The organism is Mycobacterium sp. ACS1612 (assembly GCF_001667505.1).
Classification (GTDB): Bacteria; Actinomycetota; Actinomycetes; order Mycobacteriales; family Mycobacteriaceae; genus Mycobacterium.
The window spans coordinates 233,155-255,158 of the sequence record NZ_LZHZ01000018.1 but is presented as its reverse complement, the minus strand read 5'-3'; the positions used below and the strand labels follow the sequence as shown (position 1 = coordinate 255,158).

At 67.4% G+C, this 22,004-nt stretch carries 21 protein-coding genes and 1 tRNA gene; 11 read left to right on the top strand and 11 right to left on the bottom strand.

The features are described from left to right. Positions 1-2: 2 nt before the first annotated feature. Genes A5724_RS06965 through A5724_RS06955 form a run of 3 tightly spaced genes read right to left on the bottom strand, consistent with a single transcriptional unit; the run spans position 3 to position 1,717 of the window. Positions 3-839 carry an ESX secretion-associated protein EspG gene (locus A5724_RS06965; RefSeq protein ID WP_067798254.1) on the bottom strand — a complete coding sequence of 279 codons (837 nt, stop codon included), beginning with the start codon at positions 837-839 and terminating at the stop codon, positions 3-5. Next, positions 836-1,162, bottom strand: a complete 327-nt coding sequence (locus A5724_RS06960; RefSeq protein WP_067798251.1) for a type VII secretion target — start codon at positions 1,160-1,162, stop codon at positions 836-838. The genes A5724_RS06965 and A5724_RS06960 overlap by 4 nt, the downstream gene beginning before the upstream one ends. Before the next feature lie 6 nt (positions 1,163-1,168). After that, positions 1,169-1,717 (bottom strand): EspA/EspE family type VII secretion system effector, encoded by a 549-nt coding sequence (locus A5724_RS06955; RefSeq protein WP_067798248.1) that lies wholly within the window; start codon positions 1,715-1,717, stop codon positions 1,169-1,171. A gap of 505 nt (positions 1,718-2,222) precedes the next feature. Here A5724_RS06955 and A5724_RS06950 point away from each other — a divergent pair. Next, complete coding sequence (locus tag A5724_RS06950) at positions 2,223-3,626, top strand: MinD/ParA family protein (RefSeq protein ID WP_067798245.1); 1,404 nt, start codon at positions 2,223-2,225, stop codon at positions 3,624-3,626. Here A5724_RS06950 and A5724_RS06945 read toward each other — a convergent pair. After that, entirely contained in the window at positions 3,623-4,348 is a 726-nt protein-coding gene (locus A5724_RS06945; RefSeq protein WP_067798242.1) for a helix-turn-helix domain-containing protein, read from the bottom strand. The two genes, A5724_RS06950 and A5724_RS06945, sit on opposite strands and share 4 nt — an antisense overlap. Before the next feature lie 338 nt (positions 4,349-4,686). Between A5724_RS06945 and A5724_RS06940 the strand changes: the two genes are divergently transcribed. After that, positions 4,687-4,977, top strand: coding sequence for a WhiB family transcriptional regulator (locus A5724_RS06940; protein WP_067798239.1), 291 nt, complete (start codon positions 4,687-4,689; stop codon positions 4,975-4,977). 173 nt (positions 4,978-5,150) lie between these two features. On the opposite strand, the gene A5724_RS06935 is transcribed toward A5724_RS06940, so the two are convergent. Further along, positions 5,151-6,698 (bottom strand): acyl-CoA carboxylase subunit beta, encoded by a 1,548-nt coding sequence (locus A5724_RS06935; RefSeq protein ID WP_067798371.1) that lies wholly within the window; start codon positions 6,696-6,698, stop codon positions 5,151-5,153. Between the two features lie 71 nt (positions 6,699-6,769). Between A5724_RS06935 and A5724_RS06930 the strand changes: the two genes are divergently transcribed. From A5724_RS06930 to A5724_RS06910, 5 genes are all read left to right on the top strand, one after another. After that, entirely contained in the window at positions 6,770-7,174 is a 405-nt protein-coding gene (locus tag A5724_RS06930; RefSeq protein WP_067798237.1) for an EVE domain-containing protein, read from the top strand. A 16-nt stretch (positions 7,175-7,190) separates the two neighbouring features. Further along, positions 7,191-8,156 (top strand): pirin family protein, encoded by a 966-nt coding sequence (locus tag A5724_RS06925; RefSeq protein ID WP_067798234.1) that lies wholly within the window; start codon positions 7,191-7,193, stop codon positions 8,154-8,156. 7 nt (positions 8,157-8,163) lie between these two features. After that, entirely contained in the window at positions 8,164-8,496 is a 333-nt protein-coding gene (locus A5724_RS06920; RefSeq protein ID WP_067798231.1) for a GNAT family N-acetyltransferase, read from the top strand. Positions 8,497-8,523: 27 nt separating this feature from the next. After that, positions 8,524-9,327, top strand: a complete 804-nt coding sequence (locus tag A5724_RS06915) for a thioesterase family protein (protein ID WP_067798228.1) — start codon at positions 8,524-8,526, stop codon at positions 9,325-9,327. 293 nt (positions 9,328-9,620) lie between these two features. Further along, positions 9,621-11,639: a S8/S53 family peptidase gene (locus tag A5724_RS06910; RefSeq protein ID WP_197518578.1), complete on the top strand. Its 2,019-nt coding sequence runs from the start codon at positions 9,621-9,623 to the stop codon at positions 11,637-11,639. 54 nt (positions 11,640-11,693) lie between these two features. Here A5724_RS06910 and A5724_RS06905 read toward each other — a convergent pair whose 3' ends face one another. The 4 genes from A5724_RS06905 to A5724_RS06890 all read right to left on the bottom strand — a co-directional run bounded on the left by A5724_RS06905 (position 11,694) and on the right by A5724_RS06890 (position 16,009). Then, a complete protein-coding gene (locus A5724_RS06905; protein WP_067798222.1) occupies positions 11,694-12,659 on the bottom strand; it encodes a hypothetical protein in 966 nt (321 codons plus the stop codon). Positions 12,660-12,781: 122 nt separating this feature from the next. Continuing rightward, a complete protein-coding gene (locus A5724_RS06900; RefSeq protein ID WP_082964901.1) occupies positions 12,782-13,258 on the bottom strand; it encodes a nitroreductase family deazaflavin-dependent oxidoreductase in 477 nt (158 codons plus the stop codon). Then, positions 13,258-13,755, bottom strand: a complete 498-nt coding sequence (locus A5724_RS06895; protein WP_067798219.1) for a pyridoxamine 5'-phosphate oxidase family protein — start codon at positions 13,753-13,755, stop codon at positions 13,258-13,260. Before A5724_RS06895 ends, A5724_RS06900 begins: the two co-directional genes overlap by 1 nt. Before the next feature lie 10 nt (positions 13,756-13,765). Then, positions 13,766-16,009: a molybdopterin-dependent oxidoreductase gene (locus A5724_RS06890; RefSeq protein ID WP_067798216.1), complete on the bottom strand. Its 2,244-nt coding sequence runs from the start codon at positions 16,007-16,009 to the stop codon at positions 13,766-13,768. Between the two features lie 133 nt (positions 16,010-16,142). On the opposite strand from A5724_RS06890, the gene A5724_RS06885 reads away from it, so the two are divergent. Next, entirely contained in the window at positions 16,143-16,721 is a 579-nt protein-coding gene (locus A5724_RS06885) for a TetR/AcrR family transcriptional regulator (protein WP_067798214.1), read from the top strand. Here A5724_RS06885 and A5724_RS06880 read toward each other — a convergent pair. Together A5724_RS06880 and A5724_RS06875 are read right to left on the bottom strand one after the other, a co-directional pair. Continuing rightward, a complete protein-coding gene (locus tag A5724_RS06880) occupies positions 16,718-17,899 on the bottom strand; it encodes a hypothetical protein (RefSeq protein ID WP_067798208.1) in 1,182 nt (393 codons plus the stop codon). The two genes, A5724_RS06885 and A5724_RS06880, sit on opposite strands and share 4 nt — an antisense overlap. Before the next feature lie 127 nt (positions 17,900-18,026). Next, positions 18,027-18,109 (bottom strand) — tRNA-Leu (locus tag A5724_RS06875). Positions 18,110-18,369: 260 nt separating this feature from the next. Here A5724_RS06875 and A5724_RS06870 point away from each other — a divergent pair. The 3 genes from A5724_RS06870 (at position 18,370) to A5724_RS06860 (ending at position 21,995) form a co-directional block, all read left to right on the top strand. Further along, complete coding sequence (locus tag A5724_RS06870) at positions 18,370-19,782, top strand: FhaA domain-containing protein (protein WP_067798205.1); 1,413 nt, start codon at positions 18,370-18,372, stop codon at positions 19,780-19,782. A 163-nt stretch (positions 19,783-19,945) separates the two neighbouring features. Beyond that, positions 19,946-20,413: an FHA domain-containing protein gene (locus A5724_RS06865; RefSeq protein ID WP_067798202.1), complete on the top strand. Its 468-nt coding sequence runs from the start codon at positions 19,946-19,948 to the stop codon at positions 20,411-20,413. 52 nt (positions 20,414-20,465) lie between these two features. Then, on the top strand, positions 20,466-21,995 hold the full coding sequence (locus tag A5724_RS06860) for a PP2C family serine/threonine-protein phosphatase (protein ID WP_067798198.1): 1,530 nt from the start codon (positions 20,466-20,468) through the stop codon (positions 21,993-21,995). Positions 21,996-22,004 lie beyond the last annotated feature (9 nt).

The window sequence follows — 22,004 nt, the reverse complement described above, 5'->3', positions numbered from 1 at the left end:
GCTCAGTCCTGATCTCCGTCGACATTTGCGTCGGTGTGGTGGTCGAACCACTTGTGCGACGGCAAGAACTCGACAAGCCCGTCGAGTGCGCGCTGCAGATTGTCCTGCCCGCCCGGCAGGAAGCTGCCGTACAGCTCGCCGTTGACCCGCCGCGGGATCGACACGATGCGGCCCTGTTTCGCGTCGAGCACACCGGCCGCGACGTCAGTCTGGGTCTGGGTGCCGCCGGGATGCCGCTCGCTTGCGATGATCTCGACCCAACTGGCGGGATTCGCGATGATGTCGGCGTACGCACGAGCCGACGCCGGCGCGATGCCGTATTGCGAAAGCTGGTTTGCCGATGTGCATTCAGCCAATTTGCTTGCCACGCCGGTCAGCGGTTCGACATCGGCCGGGGTGGCGGTGCCCAGCACCGTCGTCACCATGCCCGCCAGCCCGACCTGGGGCGCGACGCGCTGCAAAACGAGCATGTCACCGTCGCGCGCGGCCACGACATGACGATCCCCCTTACGACACACCACGAAGCGGACCATCTTGCCACCGACGTCGCGGCGCCACCACCGGCCTTCCAGGGTCCGGTCGGCACGACTCAGGGTGTCGACCATTGCCGCCACCTCGGGATGTGGTCCGCCGAAGGCATCGAGGACGCCCTGCGCGGTCAGGTCGCGGGCCACCTGCTCCCAGACGATGTTGCGCAGGTCCTCCTGCGGAATGTTCTGCCGAATGCCAAGCGCGACGGGGAAGTCCATCACGTTGAGTCGGTCGGCGATGACGAGCATTCCGTCGATGGTGACCTCGACGCCGACCACGTCGTCGAAATGCGTTGAGGGACTTGTCATATTTGCCCCGTTTGCATCTGCCCACGCAACACACCGGTCATCGCTTCGTCGGCCTGCTCGTACCGCTTCGCTGCCGCGGAGAGCTTGGCACTCAGATCCGCTGAGATGTCGGCCATCCGGGTCCCCGCCGTTCGTCGCGCCGCCAACACCGCCGTCAGCGCACTTGCCGAAGCGGAAGCGACGGCGCCATGCGTCTGCCTGACCACTTCGTCGGCACCCTCGGCCACCGCCGTCGCCGTTCTGATCGCGGTCGCCGCACGGCCCTGCGTACCGGCCAGCTCGGCCAAATGGGCCGTCACAACACGCAACTCGTCGCCGGGCATGCTCCCTTACCTTCCATCCCGCGGTGGCAGTCCGGCCGCATCGCCGACGCCGGCGTATCGCCCGACCGCCTGCTGCAGTTCGGCGGCGTTCTGCGCCACATCGGACCGAAGATGGTTCAGCCGATGGCAGCTCTCGCCGAGGGCGGACTGCAGGGCGGCCATCTCGACAGCCAGTTTCATGGCCTCGCCGTACCGCAGGGCACCGTGCAGCGGCGAGGCTGCGCTGGTGCGCGCGAGGAACTGACTCTGGTCGTCGAGGTGACCGCGGCACAACGCGATCTGATCGGCCTCGCGGCGCAGCACCCTGTACACCTCGCGGTCGGCACCGGCCATGGCCTCGGAGCGTAGTTGCTGCCGCGCATTCTGATCGGCGTAGGCGCCGGGGCCGTGCCAGCCCATTGGTGCGGCCGACTTCAGTGTCTCGTTGACGTCGTCGAACGCGCGGTGCGCCCGGTCGAAGGCCGCACCGGGTTCAGGTACGCCCTGCCCAGTCGTGTCCTTGAGGCCTCCGATGACCGTCCTGCCGTGCTCGAACAGCGCGCCATTGACCTTCACCGTGCACAGACTCCATCAACTCCCGCCGTAGCGGGTCGCCCAGACTATTTGCCACGACCCGTCGGCTGCCCCGAATGACCCAACGGCGCACCACCGTGCGCCGCATCACAGCCTACCAGCGGAAACCGGACGCTCAGTGCACCAGTTTGTGGTCCGACCGTGGTCGCACCGCACCGGTTGGACATTCCGGCTAGCAATGTCTCATGCCGCATTGGCAGGGCTGCGTCCACATCATACGCGAGCTTCAGCAAAGCAGACCGGCGTGAACGGACAGCAGCAGCCACAGCGTTGCGCGCCCGGCTCGTCGCGGGTTGCGTGCGACGGCTGGTCGGTGCCGCCCAACGAGTATGCGCGGCCAGTCTCAATCGGCCGCGTGAGTTTGCTGATCGGAGACGGCACACCTTGCGCTCGGTATGCGGAGGTGCAGCCGCGGGGTAGTTGATACTGATCAGTGGCGGACATACGCGTCGTCCGGGAGCGAAGGTAGCGAAGGAGGAGATGTGCAGTGACCGACCGCGACGACGCTTTGCGCAGAGAACTCGGCTGGACCGGGCCCGAAGAGTCCGACTACGAACCGCCCAAGCCCAAACCGGAGCAACCGCAGCAGGACAAGCCGTCGGTACCGTCGCGGCCGCCTGTCGACTTCGTCCCGCAGGACCGCGACGCGACTCCGACGCCGCCTGAACCTTCCCCGCCTCCGTTCCTGGACCCGGAGCGACCCGGCGGCACCTTCCGCCCGTCACCGCGCTACGGACCACCACCGGGCCCACCACACGACACCGGACCGATACCGGCGCCGAACAGGCCCGACGACGGCACGTGGAAACAGCAGCCGCAACCGCCGCGCGCGCCACGCCCTGCCGCCCCGCCTCCACCGGCGCAGCACCCGGGGCCGCCGACGCAGCCGTGGAAGGCGCCGCTTTACCCGCCTGAGCCGAGCGCCCCGCCACCTATGCCACCCGCGTCCTATGCGGACCGGATCAGGGCCGACGACCTGGTGCCCGCGAAGCGCAAACCGCCGGGCCGCGGTTGGCGGCTCGCGCTGTTCAAGGCCAGCTTCGGGCTGATCAATCTGGGCCCGTCACCCGAGGAGATCCGCGAAGCCGAACTGGAGGCGTCGATCAAGTCGGTGCTGCGCGGTCATTACAAGATCGGCGTGATGGGCAAGGGCGGCGTGGGCAAGACCACGGTGTCGGCCAGTGTCGGGTCGGTGTTCGCCGAACTGCGGCAGGACGACCGGGTGGTGGCCATTGACGCCGACACGGCGTTCGGCAAGTTGGGCAGCCGGGTCGACCCGAAAGCGCAGGGCTCCTACTGGGAGCTCGCGTCAGACCAGCACCTCGAGACGTTCGCCGACGTCCGCAGCCGCGTGGGAAACAACGCGGCCGGGCTGTTCGTACTCGCAGGCGAGGCGACGCCCGCGCGCCGCCGGGTGCTCGATCCAGCGATCTACCGGGAAGCGACATCTCGGCTTGACAAGTACTTTTCGATCTCGATCGTCGACTGCAGCTCGACCATGGACTCTCCGGTCACGCAGGAGGTGCTGCGCGATCTCGACGCGTTGATCGTGGTGTCGTCACCGTGGGTCGACGGCGCGGCAGCAGCAGGGCAGACGATGGACTGGCTGGCCGCCCGCGGTCTGAACAGTCTGCTGCAGCGCACGGTGATCGTGCTCAACGACTCAGATGGGCACGCGGACAAGAGGACTCGGTCGATTCTGGCGCACCAGTTCGCCAGCCAAGGCCAGACGGTCGTCGAGGTGCCGTTCGACGGAAACCTGCGGCCGGGCGGCGTCATCGACAACACCAGTCAGATGTCGCCTGCGACAAGGCGACGGTTCATCGAGATCGCCGCAGCGCTGGCAAGCCACTTCCCGACCCGCGACGACCGGAGCAGGGAGCGCTACTAGTCGAGCTGTTTGAGAAGCGCCTCGATCGCGTCGACCGACGCGGCAGACACCGGCTGCTCCGCTTCGGCCTGCGCGATGTCATCCTCGGAAACGCCTGCGGCTTGGGCGGTTTCGGCGAGAGTGAGATTGGCGCGCCTGCGACTGGCGTAGAGCCGCTGACCGAGCGTCGCGCGTGGCGCCGTCGCGGCGACGTTGGTCAGCTCGTCGATCTGACGCCGCACCGTGCCGAGGGCCTTGATCAGCGCCGGGGTGACCTGGCCGATGCGCGCCGCGCGGGCGGCGACCGCCTCGAGCTGACGCAGATCGGCGAGGATCGCGGTGACGCGCGGCGTGTACTGCGCATCGTCGACGGGGGGCAGCGCGTCGATCGCGTCGCCCAGTGAGCGCACCGCGGCGACGATGGCCTGCGCGATCAGCGGCCCTTCATCTGCGTCCGGTTCGGTCGGCTTGTCCGGTGCGGCGGGCTCGCCCTTGCGCAGTCGGGCGATGGTGCCGGGAGGCCACTGCAGGACCTTTTCCAGCTTTGCTCGGGTGCGTTCGCGCGGCCAACTGCGGCCCTTCTCGAACGCGATCAGCGCGCCGGCGTTGATGATCCCGTCGGCGGCGAGGCTGCGCTGGCTGATGTCGAGTTCGCGTCTGCGGGCGGCGGCCGCCGCTCCGGCGCGCACCAGTCCGGGGTCGATGACGTCCGACGCGTCAGCAGTCGACTCGGCGTCTGTCATTGCGGCGATTACCTCGCTGGGTGGGTGCTGCGCAGGGTGTCGCAATAGTAACCAGCCGAAGGTCGACTGCTACGACTTGGCCGCACGTTTTGCCGGACCGAGACATCAGACAGCTATGGTTTTGCGACGGGTTCAACCGTAACAACGCTACGGAATTACATCTTTGAGGTACGACCTGTCGGTGCTGGCAGCAGCTTTGTATCGGCGCTCGCTGCGGCTATGCGCACTGGCCCACCATATCGCCCGCGCGAACCTAACCGTTGCATTGCTACGGTTTATGCGCTACGTTTGGGGCATCGCGGCCAGTCGCCGCAGACCGTGGCAGAGGAGCAACACTTATGAACGCACCGGAGTGGGAAGAGACCCCGATCGGAGCCTGCACCCGGGATCCTGAGCGGTGGACCACCAGAGCCGACGAGGAAGCCAAGGCCATCTGCCGGGAATGCCCGCGGCGCTGGATGTGCGCGCGCGAGGCATGTGAGCTGCCGCGGGCGGAGGGGCTGTGGGCAGGCATCGTGATTCCCGAGGGCGGCCGCGGCAGGACGTTTGCCCTGCGGCAGCTGCGGTCGCTCGCCGAGCGCCACGGGTATCCGGTCCGCGACCGCCGGTTGTTCGCCGAATCGGCCTGACGTCAACCGTTCGCCGCCGGTGGCGTGGGGTCGGCGGCGAACGGAATATCTTGTCCCATTGAGCGGTTAATCCATGCGACGGTGCCGGGCATGCCCCGGGCCCCATCCAAAACCGTCGCTACGAGCGACCACTCGCCGAGAGGCGCCATGGCGGCACCGTCCCTACTTCCCGCCTACCAGGTATCGACGAACCGATGGTCGCGGCGCGGTTGAGGCTCTGCCGCAGCGGCGGACAGAGTCGCGGCGATCAGGCTGCGGGTGTCGGCGGGATCAATCACGTCGTCGATTTCGAACAGCGCAGCGGCGTTGAGCGCCTTGGCATTTGCTTCCGCCGCGGCGGTCGCCTGCCGAACCCGTTCCTCGCGTTCGGCGTCGTCGACGATCTTCTCGAGTTCCTTGCGCAGCCCCAACCGGACCGCGCCCTCCAGTCCCATCGGACCGAGGTGGGCGCCGGGCCACGCGAGCGTGAGCAGCGGCTCGTGCAGACTGCCGCCGACCATCGCCTGTGCGCCAAGCCCGTAGCCGCGGCGCAGCACCACCGCCACCAACGGCACACGCAGTGCGGCGCCGGCCACCAACATGCGAGAAGCGCGGCGCACCAACGCTTCTGCCTCCGCCGCCGGCCCGACCATGTAGCCCGGACAGTCGACCAGCGACACCACCGGCAACCCGAAGGCGTCGCAGAGTTGCAGAAATCGGGCGGCTTTGTCGGCAGCCGCGGCCGTGATCGCGCCCGCCATCACCATGGTGTTGTTCGCGATGACGCCGACCGCGCGGCCTTCGATCCTGGCCAGTGCGGTAACCATCTCTCTTGCGAAGCCCTCGCGCAGAAGCGTCACCGAGCCTTCGTCGGCCAACGTCTCGATGATCGGATTCACCTTGTATGCACGCCGTTCGCGCTCCGGGATCATTGTGCGCAAACAAGTTTGGTCGCCGGCCGGCCCGGGTGCGGTCGTGCCCTGGAAGTAGCCGAGCAGCCGTTTGGTCACCGCGACGGCCTCGGCCTCGTCGGCCACCACGACGTCGACGACGCCGTTGGGCGCCTGCATCGAGATCGGGCCGACGTCGTCGGCGGCCACATCCCCGAGGCCCCCGCCCGCAATCATCGCGGGTCCGCCCATGCCTATCGACGCGTCCTCGGTGGCCACGATCAGATCGGCGCATCCAGCGATGACCGCGTTACCGGCGAAGCAGCGGCCCTTGACGATCGCGATCCGCGGCACCAGTCCCGACAGCGCCGCCCACAGTTTGAAGGCGCGGACGTCCAGCGCCGAGACCGTCGGGTAGTCGGTGTCGCCGGGACGTCCGCCGCCGCCTTCGGCGAAGAACACCGTGGGTAGCCGCATCCGCTCGATGAGTTCGAACAGCCTGTCCTTCTTGCGGTGTCCCAGCGCGCCCTGCGTACCCGCGAGCACCGTGTAGTCGTAGGACAGGACGGCGCACGCGCCGCCGTTGATGCGGGCCGTGCCCGCGATGAGTCCGTCGGCTGGGGTGCGCGCGATCAAGTCGTCGACGTCGCGGCGGAATCGCTGCGCTGCGATGGCGAAGCGGCCGTACTCGACGAAGGAACCCGGGTCGACGAGATCGTCGACGTTCTCGCGGGCGGTGCGCCCACCTGCGGCGTGCCTGCGCTCGACGGCGTCGGGACGGGCCGCATCCTCGGTGAGCGCGCGCCGTCTCAACAACTCCGCGTAGTCGTCGCGCATGGGGTCCTCGGGCATGGCGTCCGATGTTATCCACAGGCCGTGCACACCGGCGTCGATCTGTCGGCGATCCGGCTTACCGTGCGGACATGACTGCATGGATGAACACCGTCAGCCGTGACCACGTACTGCGTGGGGTGCGGGGCCGCTTCACACAGGCCAACCACGGCAAGCCGCACATGTTGAAGAAGATGGCCAAGGGGGACTGGATCGTCTTCTACTCGCCGAAGACCGATTATCCGAAGGGTGAGCCGTTGCAGGCGTTCACCGCGATCGGCCAGGTCGTCGACGACGAGCCCTATCAGGATTTCCAGACGTGGCGACGCACCGTCGATTTTCTGGAGTGCGCCGAGACTCCGATTCGCCCGCTGATCGACAAGCTCGAGTTCATCGAGGATCCGGCACGCTGGGGATACAAGTTCAGAGCCGGAGTGTTCAAGATCAGCGATCACGACCTCGACGTCATCCGTTCCGCGATGACCGACTCCGGCTGAGGGCTACCGTGGGTGGGTGAGCAACACCGAGCCAGCGCCCTCCGAAGTCGCCTGTGCCGCTTTGCCGTTCGCGGGCGTACTGCACCCTCGTGAGGTGCCGCTCGGTGGCCCGCGCGCCATCAAGGTGCGCCGCACCCTGCCCCAGCGGGAACGGTCGCTGATCGGGGCGTGGTGTTTCGCCGACCATTACGGTCCGCACGACGTGCGGGGCGGCACCGGCATGGACGTACCGCCGCATCCGCACACCGGATTGCAAACTGTCAGTTGGCTTTTCAGCGGCGAGGTGGAACACCGCGACAGCGCCGGAGTGCACGCGATGGTGCGGCCGGGAGAGCTGAACCTGATGACCGCGGGCGCGGGCATCTGCCACTCCGAGGTGTCGACCGCGGCCACCACTGTGCTGCACGGTGTCCAGCTGTGGGTGGCGCTGCCCGACGCCGACCGCGACACCGACCGCGACTTCGCGCACTACGCGCCCCCGCCGCGACGGCTCGGCGACGCCACGGTACGGGTTTTCCTCGGCGAGCTCGAGGGCGACCGCTCCCCCGTGCACACCTTCACCCCACTGCTCGGCGCGCAGCTCGACCTGGACCCGGGTGCGGACCTGAGCCTCGAGGTCGATCCCGCATTCGAGCACGGGGTGCTGCTCGATCAGGGCAGCGTGGAGGTCGCGGGCACGCGGCTGGACGTGGCCGACCTCGCGTTCCAGGAGATCGGATGCGAGCGGCTGCACGTGGCCAACCGGGGCCAGTCGCCGGCCCGGGTGGTGCTGCTCGGCGGTCCGCCGTTCCCCGAGCAAATGGTGATGTGGTGGAACTTCGTCGGGCGCAGCCACGACGACATCGCGGCGTATCGCGAACTGTGGCAGAACCACGACGACCGCTTCGGCGCGGTACACGGATATCAGGGAGCGGTATCGCGGCTGCCGGCACCACCGCTGCCAAATGCGACGTTGCGCCCGCGACCCAATGCCGGGGTATAGAGGAGGCATGACCACCGACAAGACCGGCGCACCCACCACTGTCACTCAGGAATCCGACCGCTTCACCATCTCCGTCGACGGACAGAAAGTCGGCTTCACCGAGTACGCCGATCGCGACGGCCAGCGGATCTTCCCGCATACCGAGGTGCTCGATGAGTTCGGTGGGCGCGGGCTGGGAACGATCGTCATCTCCGAGGCGCTGCAGGCCACCCGCGATGCGGGGCTGCGAATCGTCGCCGTGTGCCCCATGGTCGCCGGCTATGTCGACAAGCACCCCGAGTTCGCCGACGTTGCCGACCCGGCCGATTCCAAGGTGAAACGCTGGCTGGCTAATCGTTAGATGACCTAGCCCGATATCGTCGCCTTCGTGGCGACCGCATTCTTCGTGGCCGACGGCGACGTCTTCATCCCCCAGCCGATCGCGCGCGGCCCCTGGGGGCAGACGATCAGCGGCAACTACATCGGCGGCCTGCTAGGCCACGTCCTCGAGCGCGACGCCGGCGAACCCGGGCTCCAGCCCACCCGGCTGACCGTCGACCTGTTCCGGCCCGTGGCGTTGGCACCGGTGCGCGTCGATACGTCGGTCACCCGGCACGGCCGCCGGCTGAAACTGGTCGAGGCGATGATGACCCAGGGCGACACCGTCGTCGCCCGCGCCAGCGGGCTGTTCCTGCGCCGCGGCGAGCAGCCGTCGGCGGAAGTCTGGTCGACACCGGTGACTATGCCGCCCGTTCCGGAGTCCCCCGATCCGATTCCCCGCGGCCTGGCGATGTTGGTGTGGACCTACGGCAAGAACAACCACACCCCCGGCCCGGGATTCGGGCTCGAGGCGTGGCAGCACCGGGGGCCGAAACACATCTGGGTCCGCGACATCAGGCCGCTGGTCGACGGCATAGAACTCAGCCCCTTCACGCGGGCCGCGATGGCCGGCGACATGGTCAGCTCGCTGACCCATTTCGGCACGGAGGGTTTGCAGTTCATCAACGCCGACTACACGCTCACGCTGAGCCGGCTGCCGGAAGGCCCGTATCTCGGCCTCGCTGCGCTGACCCATTACAGCCACGACGGCGTGGCCACCGGCACGGCCACCATCGTGGATCAGTACGGCCCAATCGGGAGCGGCGTGGCCAATGCCCTGTCGAACCCGGGCTTCGACCCGCCGCATCCTTAACTTTTCAAAACACGAGTAGTCGGATACTCGCGGCGTCTGCCACGTCTGGGTTGATGCTGTCTCCATCCAGTTGTCCATTGGAGGGGGATTGACAAATGGGTCATGTCAGTGCGGCCACAAGCGACCGCGTTCATTTCAGCATTGATGCCGACGAGATCGTCGACCCGGCAACAACGGTCACGATCCACTTGCCGGGCGCGGCGGATGCGCAGAGCATTCAGAGCGCCATCCGGGTGATGCATGGCAGTGACGAAGTTCCGGCCACAATCACGCGCGCACGAAATGGTCGGTCCGTGAAGGTGGACCTGGGCGCCGATACGCACTTCGGTCCTCACCGCTTGGAGATCGATGAACTGCTCAGCACCAAGGGTGAACGCATCACCGAAATGGTGCGCCTACCGTTCTGCGTCCTTCCAGCGTCCTGTAAGGCGCTGACGGGTAAACGTGTCGAACACAGCGTCCGACTCGAATTCGATGACTTGGATGTGCGCCGGCTCGCGCCAGGGCAGACGGGAACGAACGGCCATGTCGACGTCATGAAGGTCGTCGACCGCAAGACTGGTGAGCCGGCCGAGTTGGCCTTCGACGAGCAGGGGCGCGCGGTCGACGTCCGTGAGCGTCTGACGGAACTGGACAAGCGGCGCGCGGAGAAGTTCGGCAGCCTAAATCCGGGTCTCTACGAACGGCTCGAGTCCTCCTCGCGCGGCGAGCGGATTCCGGTCGTGGTGTGGGCGCGCATCGAATTGCCCCCAGCGCCATACGAAAAGCCCGCGGATCAACGCAGCGCAGAACCGCCCCACGGCGAAGCTCGGGTCGCCGAGTCGGTGCGCCCAGCGTTGGCCAATCTTCACCAGGCTTTGGCCCGTCACGACGTTTCCGTCCGCGGTGAATCCCGTCGCGACGACGCCTTGCCTCTCGTCACCGCGGAAGTCACCGCCGAACAGCTGCGTGCGTTGTCGCACGACGACGCTGTCGGCGCAATATTCTTCGACGACCGGACCGTGACCAACGACCTCGGCAACTCGATCGCAGTCGCCCGCTCCAATACCGCTCACGCACTCGGTTTCGATGGCACCGGCGTGCGTGTTGCCGTCTTCGAGGACGGACCCAGCGACACCACCAATCTGAGCTTCGAAGGGCGCTACACCAGCAGCCCCGACGCCAGCGCGCATGCCCGCCTGACATCGGCGATCATCAAGAACATCGAGCGGAACATGCCGCACGGCCATGCGCCGGACTGCGACCTCTACTCGGCCAATTCGTCCGACAACGACGCGCTGCTGTGGGCGGTGCGTGATCAGGGCTGCACGGTGATCAGCCAGAGCTTCCACCGTGGGGCGACCGAAGCGGGAAGCGCGACACTGCAATCCGACGATGTGCTCAAGGACTGGCTCGCGTTGAGGTGGCCGTATCCGACCATCGTGCAAGCGGCAGGCAACTTCTGGGAAGGCGACGACGACGCCATCGATCCGCCCGAAGCCGAATACGTCAACCACAAGGGCTACAACACCCTTTCGGTCGGCAACCACAACGACAGCGCGGGTGCGATGTCGGGTGATTCGACCTTCCGCAATCCAAGCAGCTCGCACGGCGATCGCGAATTGCCTGAGATCGCCGCCAACGGCACCGGCGTAGCCGCCGTCGGTGAAGACAAATCCGGAACCAGCTTCGCCGCGCCGGCGGCGGCCGGTGTGGTGGCGCTGCTCCAAGACGTCGATCCGGTGCTCAGCTCGTGGCCGGAAGGCTGCCGGGCCATCATGCTGGCGGCCGCGGGCCGCAACGTCCGGGGTGGGACGTGGTGGCAAGACGTGTCGGCGGGCGTCGACGGCCGCGACGGTGCCGGTGCGGTTGACGCCGCCGCGGGTGTCGCCATCGCTCGGCAGCGGCGCCGGCGCAATGCATCGGCCTCGCGTCACGGCTGGGACGTCGGGACGTTGTCATCCTCGGCGATCGGCCGAGATGGCTTGGCCACCTTCAGGTATCACATCCACGTTCCGCCGCTGCTGTTGGTGCCGCGCGTGAAAGTTGCGCTGGCATGGGACAGCGCGGTCAGTACGTTCCTGGGCTTCCCACTGTTCTCGAGGCTGACGGTCGATCTCGACCTCAGCGTGCGTGACAGTCACGGCTCGCCGGTGGGGACATCGGCGTCGTGGGACAACAGCTACGAGATCGTCGAGTTCGCGGCACGGGCAGGGGAGACGTACGAGATCATCATCCGGCGATGGTCCGGCAGTGACGACGTGTGGTTCGGAGTGGCTTGGACGGTAAGCGGACGCAATCTGCTGTGGCCGATCGAACCACTGCACTCTTGAAACGCACTGCACCCCGCGATAAGGCGTTCCGCGGGGTGCAGTGTTGATCATCGTCTAGCTGAGGCCGACGACCTCCTGAGCGATGTCGGCCACTCGCGTCTGCGCGGCCGACACCACCCGCTGGCGGTTCTTGTGGGCCTCCTCGTAGGCGACGATCGCCCGCACGTCGGCCGGATCGGTGAGCTCCTTGACCTCGGCGACCGCCTCCGCGACGGTCAACTCGTCGTAACCGGCGATCGGAAGCTCGTCGGCGTCCAGCACACCGCCCGCGGTGCGCGCGGCGTGCAGCGCATCCGCGGTCCGGTCCGCGCCCTCGTCCCTGCTGACTTCTTCCGCGCGTTGCAGCGCAGCGTCCCGCGAGGCCGAGAGCGTCTTGAACGCGATCTCCCGCGCCCGCTGCGCGCGACGAACCAGATCGTCGACAGCAGGCCCCGCCGAGCGCAGCAACTCCGCGACCCGTTCGGCCGACTGCGCCGACCAGCCCATCGGCAGATTCACCAGCTTGACCGCGGTGCCGGTGGCCGCCTGCAGCGGCGTGCGCCGCAGCGCGGCCGGGCCGCCGAGCGCGTTCTCAGCCAACACCGTCGTCAGCCAGTTCACGGTGGCCGAGTGGGCGGTGATCAACCGGTCGGCGAGTCCCTCGACGTCCGAACGCTTCGCGGCCACCGCAAGCGCCTTGATGTACCGTGACCGGTCCAGCAGCTGATCCTCCAGCGCCAGGTCGCCCAGCAGCGCCTCGTCGAACGGCTGCGCCTGCTCGGTCAGCGCCTTCACCGCGGCAGCGGCACGGCCAAGGAACGGCCCGATCGTGTCGGGGAAGCCGCCCAGATCGCGGATCGCCTTTTCGATCGCTTCCGCGCGCAGCCTGCCGTTTTCGGCGTTCTGTGTCAGCTCACGACGCACTGCGTCGGTCCGAGCCTGCGCCACACGCGTCTCGGCGACCTGAATCTCGGTGTGCGTCAAGTCCAGCACCGTGCGCAGCTGCGTGAGCAGCGTGGTTTCGGTTTCTGTTGAAGCCATTAGGTTTTGCCCCCTGTGGTTGGTATCGGGATCGGCGCATCAGCGCACCTACTCCGTCAGCTACCCGCAGCACAGGTCAACCGGAACGCGATCGGCGTGTGAGATAAGTCGCAATGTCCCGATCAGCGGGGGTTGAGCACCACGACCGGAATCTCGCGGTCGGTCCAGCTCTGATAGTTGTCGAAATCCGCGTACAACTCGACCAGCCTCGGCCACAACCGGGCCCGCTCCTCAGCGTCGGCGGTCACCGCATGCACCGGGCGCCGGTCGGCGCCGATCTCGACGAAGGTGTCCGGGTTGGCCACCAAGTTTCGATACCACTGCGGGTGTTCGGGACGACCGCCCTGCGACGCGACGATCACCACGTCGGCGCCGTCGAACATGTACAGCAGCGGCGTGACGAACACCTTGCCGGACTTGCGGCCGCGGTGCTCGAGCAGCAACGTCGGCACCGGCTTGCGGAAACCCGCTCCGATGCGCCACTTTCCGCCGATCCTGCCGCCCGTGCGGCGGTACACCCACACGTGCGCCTTGCCCGCGTACTTGAAGATCTTCGGCAGCAGCGGCGAGTCCAGCTGCTTGGGGCGTTGCTGCGGCATCAGAGATGCGCCGCCGTGCTGCCACCGACCGGCATGGCCGGCATACCGAGCTTGCGGTGATCCCAACTGCGCATCCTGCTGGGCACCACACGCACGCAGATGCGGTTGTTCATCATCTGGTCGATGAACGGACGCAGCTCGTCGGAGTACGGGCCGGTGTACCGCTCCCAGACGCTGATGCCAACGCGCAGAATGGTTTCCGCGTCGTCGACGATCTCCGCCTTGCCGTCGATCGACACCCCGCGCAGCGTGTCGTAGCTCTGCCCGTCCTCGATCATCACCGTGATGGTCGGATCGCGGCGCAGGTTGACCGCCTTCTGCGACTTGGCTTTGGTCTCGAACCAGATCTCGCCGTCGACGACCGCGTACCACATCGCGACCAGGTGCGGCCTGCCGTCGGGCAGTACGGTGGCCATCGTCGCCGTCCTGCTGCGCTCAATGAATTCGGCGATCTCCTCGTCGCTCATGACGATTTTCGCCCGCTCGTTTTTGCCCACGGCTACATCCCTACCAGGCGTCCACCGAGGTGACCGTAACGGGGATACCGTTCAGCGCACCGTTGCCAGACGGTTCGTCGACGAACGTCGGCGGCGACAGGACGTTTGTGTTCACACCCGGCGATGCGTTGGCGATCGACATCCGGGTGCCGGGCTTACCGTGGCCCCAACCGTGCGGCATCGACACCACCCCCGGCATGATCGCGTCGGTCACTTCGACGGGCACCTCGATCTGCCCGGCCGACGAGGTGACGGTCACGGTGTCGCCGGTTGCCACTCCACGTTTCGTCGCGTCGTCGTCATGCATCAGCAGCGTGCAGCGGTCCTTGCCCTTCATCAGCGGCCCGACGTTGTGCAGCCACGAGTTGTTGGAGCGCAGATGCCGCCTGCTGACCAGCACCAACTCCTCCGGCGCGCGGTCGAGTCGGTCCGCGAGCCTAGGCAGGTCGTCGAGCAGATACTGCGGCGCCAACCGGATCTTGCCGTCGGCGGTGCCCAGCACCTCGGGCACCCGCGGCACCATCGGCCCGAAGTTGATGCCGTCGGGGTATGCCTTCAGCTTTTCCAGCGTCAGTCCTTCGGGGTGCTCGCCGTAGCGGTCGCCGAACGGCCCGGTGCGCAGCGTGAGGTCGAGAATCCGCTCGGGTCCGCCGCGTTGGTAGTGCTTGCGGATCTCGGCGCCGTCGAGCCCGACGGTGAACGCCATGTAGTCGAAGAAGCCGTCGTCGATGGCGGCGACGTCGACGTCCTCGGCGGGCGTGCCGGTGCACAAGCCGGTCAGTCGGATCAGGATCTCCCACTCCTCCGGCGCGTCCGGATCGGGCCGCTTGAACACCGGCGGCGAGTAGTTGGTGATGCTGTTGATGGCGAAGTTGAGGATGAGGTCGTCGTGGTGCGGTTGTTCGAGCGGCGACGGCGCGGGCAGGATCACGTCGGCATGTCGGGTGGTCTCGTTGAGCCACAGGTCGACGGAGATCATCGCGTCGAGCGCCGGGAGCACCTCGTCGAGTTTGTGGCCCGCAGGCGTCGACAACACCGGGTTGCCCGCAACGGTGATCAGCGCCTTGATCTGCCCCTCCCCCGGCGTCGCGATCTCCTCGGCCAGACACGACACCGGCACCTGCCCGAGCACCTCCTTGGCGCCGCGCACCCGGGTGCGGTACCGGCCGAAGTCCGGCACACCGTCCTCAAGGCCCGGTATCGGCTGCACCGTGACCGACCACGCCGCGGCACGCGGGAACATCGCACCGCCCACGACGTCGAAATGGCCGGTGAGGATGTTGACCACGTCGACAAGCCAGCTGGCCAAACTGCCGAACTCTTGGTTGCACAACCCAATTCGGCCGTAGACGACGGCGCGCTCCGTGGTTGCGAGTTCGCGTGCCAGTTCGCGGATGCGGTCGGCGGCGATGCCCGTGACCGGGGCGACGCGCTCCGGCGACCAGTCGGCGGCCGCCTCCCGCATCTGATCGACGCCGTCGACGTGTGGTGCTACCGCGCCGAGATCAACCAAATCCTCGGCGAACAGCGTGTGCGCGACCGCCAACAGCAGCGCCGCATCCGTGCCGGGGGTGATCGGCAGCCACTCGTCGGCGCGCGCGGCGGTGGCGGTACGCACGGGGTCGATCACAATCACATTGCCGCGCTTGCGGATTCCGTCGATGATGGCCATCACGTCGGGCGCCGCCAGCAGTGATCCCTGCGAGGCGGCGGGGTTGGCGCCCATCACGATCAGCAGATCGGTGCGTTCGATGTCGGGCACCGGGAACGTCCACCATCCGCCGTACATCAGGTGCGACGACAGGTTCTTGGGCCACTGGTCGACGGTGCCCGGCGAATAGGACAGCGGGATGCCCGACATGCCAAGTAGCACACCGGTGTAGCGGCCCAACGAGAACGAGTGCGCCAACGGGTTGCCGGTGTAGCAGGTGACCGCGCCGATGCCGTGCTTCTCGATCACCGGCGCGAGCAGTTCGGTGCACCGCCGGAACGCCTCGTCCCAGCTGACCTCCTGCCACTGGCCGTCGACCTTGATCATCGGGCGGCGGATCCGGTCGGGGTCCTCGTGCACCGCGCCCAGGGTGGCGCCCTTGGGGCAGATGTGCCCACGACTCCAGGTGTCGTCCCTGTTCCCCCGGATGCTCGCGACGCGACCGTCGGCGACTCGAATCTCCAAGCCGCACATGGCTTCACACAGCGGACAGGTGTAGAGGTGCCGGCCGTCCTCGCCGACGCCTGCCAACGTTTCGGTCATCGCGACCTCCTGCTTCTGCGCCGAACGTGGGTTACCCGCACGGTTGCGGGCCTCAAAGCGTGCGGGTAACCCACGTTCGCCGGCGGCTTTGTTGTGACACACTGTAACGACAAATGCGGACGACGGGAGGCGAATGGAGAGCCGACATCGCCGTCAGGGTTCGCGCCGTGACCCGTCGATCGACACCTCCGTACTGGCCGCCACCCGCGGGCTGCTGGTCGAACGTGGGTACGCCGCCACCACCATCGATCTGATCGCCACCACCGCGGGCGTCAGCAGGCCCGCCGTCTACCGGCGGTGGAGTTCGAAGGCGCAATTGGTGCACGAGGCGCTGTTTCCCGATCTGGGGCCCGAACCGCCGGAAGTCGACTTCGCCGCCGAGATCACCCGGTTATGCCGCGGCGCGCTGCGCATGTACGGTGATCCCGCGGTGCGTGAGTCAATTCCCGGACTGCTCAACGACTTACGCGCGGACCGCCGGATGCGGCGGGTGCTCAGCGACCGGCTGGAGGCCACCGCGCGCAGTCAACTCGCCGATCGTGTCGACGCGGCGGTCGCCGACGGCGTCGCGCGTCCCGGCATCAGCGCCGACACCATCATGGACGCGATCGCCGGCGCCGCCTGGTATGCGGTCTGCGTGCGCCGCATCAATGACGTCGACACGGCGGCCAAGGAACTGAGCGAACTGGTGCTGCGGGGTGTGCTCGACTAGCTGTTCAACAACATCGCGTACTGCGCGGCGACCTGCTGCTGGGCGTCGAGCAGGTTGTCCGCCGTGGTCTCGATGGCGTATTTGTCCGCCGCGCCCAGGCAGTAGAAGGTCTTGTCCTGCAATTGCAGGCAGCGACTGTCCGGCAGATTGTTGACGGGCTTAGCCGGTTGCGACGTCGGCTGCAATTCGGCGTAGAAGCCATCGACGATCTTGGCCGCGCCTGCGGGATCCTTGGTCTGATAGACGTTTGTCTTCGCCATCGCCGCGAGGTCCATGCCGATGTCGGCGAACAACTTCGCCGAACGGGCCGGATCCGATTGGAACTGCAGTGCGCCGCGCTGTTCGTACGTGGCGTTCTGGATCGGGGTGGCGTCCTTCTCGGGAACCGGCAGCGTGCGCGCCAGCAGCCCGGTCGGATCCAATGAGATGTCGGCGAATTCGGACGGATCGGTCGCGCGGAACTGGTCGATCGCCGGGCCTTGCAGGTCGACGGTCTTGCTCACCATTCCGACGGCGGTGTCCATGCTGTCGGCCGCCTGCGCGAGTTGCATGAACACGTACTGCCCGTGCGCGGTGAACGCGCGCACCGCGTTCCACTTCTTACCGGTCGACCCCTCGGTCTGGGTGTAGCTCGCCGCCTTCGTGTCCGGATGCCCCGGAATCTGTGCAGACTGCACGCCGTCGCCTGTCTTGGCCGCGATATCGCCGAACTCACCGGCGGCTGCGGCGGCGGAGTCGTTGTCTGCGAACCGCAACACCGCGTTCAGCAGGATCTTCTGGCCGTCCTGGGTCCGCGCCGACGCGAAGCCGTTGATGAAGCCGTGCTGGCTGGCCGCCGCCGCGAACGTCTCGGGGCCGATTTGGGCCAGCGCGCCGACGTTGGGCAGCACCGTGGCGCCGAAGCCGAACCAATCGGTGATGGCGGGGTCGACCTCCCACGGGCCGATGACGTTGTTGGCCATCCGCTGCGATTCGACGAACACGCCCCGGTCGGCGTCACCCGTCACCCCCAGCGGCTGGCTGGGCTGCGTCGGATACGGTCCGACGTCGAGCTTGCTGATGTCGACGGTCGGCCCGGCCGCCACGTCTGACGGCTTGACCGCCGAGCCGTCGACGGTCGAGGAGCACGCCGCGGTCAACAGGACAGCCGACAGAAAAGCGATATATGCGTGCCGCATTCGCAAAAAGCTACCGTGCCTGAGTCGAAATACAACGGCCTCCGACAGGTGTCCGGAGACATTGGAAGGGATTGGCGAATAAACGAGGCGAGCCACCCATTTGGGCGGCCCGCCTCATTTCGATTTGTGGGCGAAGGGGGACTTGAACCCCCACGTCCCGAAGGACACTGGCACCTGAAGCCAGCGCGTCTGCCATTCCGCCACTCGCCCCAACAACCGGGGGAGCCTATCACGGTCAGCACCCGGTCCCCCAACCGTACCGATCCGCCCCGCTGCCCCTGCCAATACGTTGTGAACGCATCACGATCAGGCTACGTGACCTGCATCAATTCGATTCTCAGAATTCTGTTGGTCCCGCTGCGACGCACTCGGCCGATACCATGCAGATAAGTCAAGTGCCCAGGCGACACGCTGGCGCACCGGCCCGTGGGCAGGGCTGACGGACAACTACGAGTGAGGCGGGCGGTGATATGGGTCTGGTCGACCGCATCGAACGCAAACTCGAATCGACTGTCGGCGACGCCTTCGCCCGAGTGTTCGGCGGATCGATTGTGCCGCAGGAAGTCGAAGCCATGCTGCGGCGTGAGGCCGACGCCAACGCGCGCGAAGTGCTCGGTGGCCGTATTTTGGCGCCAAACGACTACGTCATTACCCTCAGTGTGCCTGACTATCAGAAAGTGAGCGCCGACCCCGACCTCACGTCATCAACGTTCGCCAAGCACTTGGAGGGATACATCCATGAGCAGGGATGGCAAACGTATGGTGATGTTGTCGTCAGATTCGAGGCATCACCGAACCTGCACACCGGACAGTTTCGCGCGCGTGGAGCGGTCAACCCCGATACGACCAGAGGCGAAACCGCCCCACCACCAGACCGTGCGTCCTACGCAGAACCAGGAGTACCAGCGATGAGCGACAATCCCAGTTACCGCGGCCAGGGACAGGGGCGGCCTGCCGACGAGTACTACGACGAGCGATACGGCCGTCCGGACGATCGCGGCCAGTATCCGCCTCAAGAGGGCGGCTACCCGCAGCAGGGCGACCAGGGCTATCCCCCTCGGCCCGGCTATCCTGATCAGGGCGGCTACCCCGATCAGGGTGGTTACCCGGACCAGGGCGGCTACCCGCCGCCGTCCTACGAGCAGCGCCCGCCGGCCGGATACGGCCCGCCTCAGCAGGGCGGCTACCCGGACCAGGGCTACCGCCAGCCGCCCGGGGGCCAGTCCGGCTATGGCCCGCCGCAGGGCGGCCAGCCCGGCTATGGCCCGCCCGCCGGTGACTACGACTACGGCCGACAGGCCGACGGCGGCTACGGCCGCCAGGAGCCGCGCCCGGCGTATCCAGACCAGGGCGGCTACCCGGATCAGGGCGGCTACCCCGATCAGGGTGGGTACGGCGGACAGGCCTACGGCCGGCAGGACGCCGGTTATGGCGGCCAGCAGGATTACGGCCGCTACGGCGAGCCGCCTGCCGGCGCGGGCTACGCGGAGCCGGGTTATGCCGAGCCCGCCGGCGGTGGCGGATATGACTACGGCCAGCAGGGCCAGCCGGCCGGATACGGCGGTTACGGTCAGGGCGACTACGGGACGACGGGTGCGACGTCGGTCACTCTGCAACTCGACGACGGCAGCGGCCGCACGTATCAGCTGCGCGAGGGCGCCAACGTGATCGGCCGTGGCCAGGACGCCCAGTTCCGGCTGCCCGACACCGGGGTGTCGCGTCGCCATCTGGAGATCCGGTGGGACGGCCAGGTGGCGCTGCTGTCAGACCTCAACTCGACCAACGGCACCACGGTGAACAACGCGCCGGTGCAGGAGTGGCAGCTGGCTGACGGCGACGTGATCCGCCTGGGCCACTCTGAGATCATCGTCCGCGTTCACTGAAAGCTCGGCCCGGTTCTGGCTGGCGACGACCGGGAGAAGCGAACGCTTCACCCTCACGTCGATCGCTGTCCAAGTATCGTGACGTTGCCGAAGGTGGCTCGGGTCGTATCGGCGGGCCGGCGCAACGTGAACGAGTACGGGACGGGGACGGGAAGGACGTCGGATGCAGGGGTTAGTACTGCAGCTGACGCGCGTCGGATTCCTGTTGTTGCTGTGGTTGTTCATCTGGTCGGTGCTACGCATCCTGCGGACCGATATCTATGCGCCGACCGGAGCGGTCATGGTGCGACGGGGCCTGGCGTTGCGCGGCTCGTTGCTGCCCAACCGGGGCCGTCGCAATGTGGTGCGACAGCTCGTGGTGACCGAGGGCGCGCTGACCGGTACCCGGATCCCGCTGGGCACACAGCCCGTCCTGATCGGCCGCGCCGACGACTCCACACTGGTGCTCACCGACGACTACGCCTCGACCCGGCACGCCAGGCTGTCGCCACGAGGCTCGGAATGGTATGTCGAGGACCTAGGATCGACCAACGGCACATACCTTGACAGGGCGAAGGTGACTACGGCGGTACGGGTTCCGATGGGCACGCCGGTTCGAATCGGCAAGACGGTAATCGAGCTGCGCCCGTGACGCCGCGCACGCGTGGGGGCACCCCCGGCCAAAAGGCCAGGGGGAGAGCGAGATGACCCTCGTTTTGCGATATGCGGCGCGCAGCGACCGCGGCTTGGTCCGCGCCAACAATGAGGACTCCGTCTACGCCGGCGCCAGACTGCTTGCCCTTGCCGACGGCATGGGCGGGCACGCGGCCGGTGAGGTGGCCTCCCAGTTGGTCATCGCGGCCCTCGCCCACCTCGACGACGACGAGCCCGGCGGCGATCTGCTGTCCAAACTCGACGCCGCGGTCCGCGAGGGCAACTCGGCGATCGCCGCACACGTCGAAGCCGATCCCGAGCTGGAGGGCATGGGCACCACGCTCACCGCAATCCTGTTCGCGGGCAACAGGCTTGGCCTGGTGCACATCGGCGACTCCCGCGGCTATCTGCTCCGCGACGGGGAACTGGTCCAGATCACCAAGGACGACACGTTCGTCCAGACACTGGTCGACGAGGGCCGCATCACCGCCGAGGAGGCGCATAGCCATCCGCAGCGCTCGCTGATCATGCGGGCGCTCACCGGGCACGAGGTCGAGCCGACGCTGATCATGCGCGAGGCGCGCGCCGGTGACCGGTACCTGTTGTGCTCCGACGGACTGTCCGATCCGGTCAGCCACGAGACCATCCTCGAGGCGTTGCAGATCCCCGACGTCGCCGAAAGTGCGGACAGGCTCATCGAATTGGCGTTGCGAGGCGGCGGCCCCGACAACGTCACCGTCGTGGTGGCCGACGTCGTCGACTACGACTACGGCCAGACCCAGCCCATCCTCGCAGGCGCGGTGTCCGGCGACGACGATCAGACCGCGCCGCCGAACACGGCGGCCGGTCGGGCGTCGGCGTTCAATCCGCGCCGCAACGAGGCCAAACGCGTTCTGCCGCAACCCGAAGAGCCGCAACGCCGACCGCGGTCACGGCGCCGGATGATCATCGCGGCGGTGCTGCTCGTGCTCGTTGTGCTCGCCGGGCTTGCCGTCGGCCGGGAGATCGTGCGCAGCAACTACTACGTCACCGAGCACGACGGCACGGTGTCGATCATGCGCGGTGTTCAGGGCTCCTTTCTGGGTTTAGCACTTCAGGAGCCCTACCTGTTGGGCTGTCTCAACGCCCGAAACGAGTTGTCTCTGATCAGCGTCGGGCAGTCCAAGAGCAACCTGGACTGCCGCATGCTCGGCGTCAACGACATGCGGCCCTCCGAACGCGCGCAGGTGGTGGCCGGTCTGCCGTCGGGTTCTCTGGACGACGCCATCGCCCAGATCGAGGAGCTCGCCCGCAGCTCGGTCCTTCCGACCTGTGCACCGCGCACGCCGAAGTCCACCACCTCGCCGACGCCGCATCTGCCCGAAACCCCGGTCGTCCCAGGCATTCCCGAGTCCAGCCCCGAGTCCCCCGAGCCCGAGACGCCGACCACGGTCACCGCTCCCGCGCCGCCACCCGCGCCGCCGTCGCCCGGCGCTCCGCCGCCCGCGCCCACACCTACGCCGACGCCCCCGCAGCCGACCGTGACCGCATTGCCACCCCCTCCACCAGAACCGGGAACGAACTGCCGGGAAGTGTCATGACGCCCGGAA

Coding starts and splice junctions, on each gene's coding strand:
- A5724_RS06965 (WP_067798254.1), bottom strand. CDS start 839: ATGACAAGTCCCTCAACGCATTTCGACGACGTGGTCGGCGTCGAGGTC.
- A5724_RS06960 (WP_067798251.1), bottom strand. CDS start 1,162: ATGCCCGGCGACGAGTTGCGTGTTGTGACGGCCCATTTGGCCGAGCTG.
- A5724_RS06945 (WP_067798242.1), bottom strand. CDS start 4,348: ATGACAGACGCCGAGTCGACTGCTGACGCGTCGGACGTCATCGACCCC.
- A5724_RS06940 (WP_067798239.1), top strand. CDS start 4,687: ATGAACGCACCGGAGTGGGAAGAGACCCCGATCGGAGCCTGCACCCGG.
- A5724_RS06935 (WP_067798371.1), bottom strand. CDS start 6,698: ATGCCCGAGGACCCCATGCGCGACGACTACGCGGAGTTGTTGAGACGG.
- A5724_RS06930 (WP_067798237.1), top strand. CDS start 6,770: ATGACTGCATGGATGAACACCGTCAGCCGTGACCACGTACTGCGTGGG.
- A5724_RS06920 (WP_067798231.1), top strand. CDS start 8,164: ATGACCACCGACAAGACCGGCGCACCCACCACTGTCACTCAGGAATCC.
- A5724_RS06905 (WP_067798222.1), bottom strand. CDS start 12,659: ATGGCTTCAACAGAAACCGAAACCACGCTGCTCACGCAGCTGCGCACG.
- A5724_RS06900 (WP_082964901.1), bottom strand. CDS start 13,258: ATGCCGCAGCAACGCCCCAAGCAGCTGGACTCGCCGCTGCTGCCGAAG.
- A5724_RS06890 (WP_067798216.1), bottom strand. CDS start 16,009: ATGACCGAAACGTTGGCAGGCGTCGGCGAGGACGGCCGGCACCTCTAC.
- A5724_RS06885 (WP_067798214.1), top strand. CDS start 16,143: ATGGAGAGCCGACATCGCCGTCAGGGTTCGCGCCGTGACCCGTCGATC.
- A5724_RS06880 (WP_067798208.1), bottom strand. CDS start 17,899: ATGCGGCACGCATATATCGCTTTTCTGTCGGCTGTCCTGTTGACCGCG.
- A5724_RS06870 (WP_067798205.1), top strand. CDS start 18,370: ATGGGTCTGGTCGACCGCATCGAACGCAAACTCGAATCGACTGTCGGC.
- A5724_RS06865 (WP_067798202.1), top strand. CDS start 19,946: ATGCAGGGGTTAGTACTGCAGCTGACGCGCGTCGGATTCCTGTTGTTG.
- A5724_RS06860 (WP_067798198.1), top strand. CDS start 20,466: ATGACCCTCGTTTTGCGATATGCGGCGCGCAGCGACCGCGGCTTGGTC.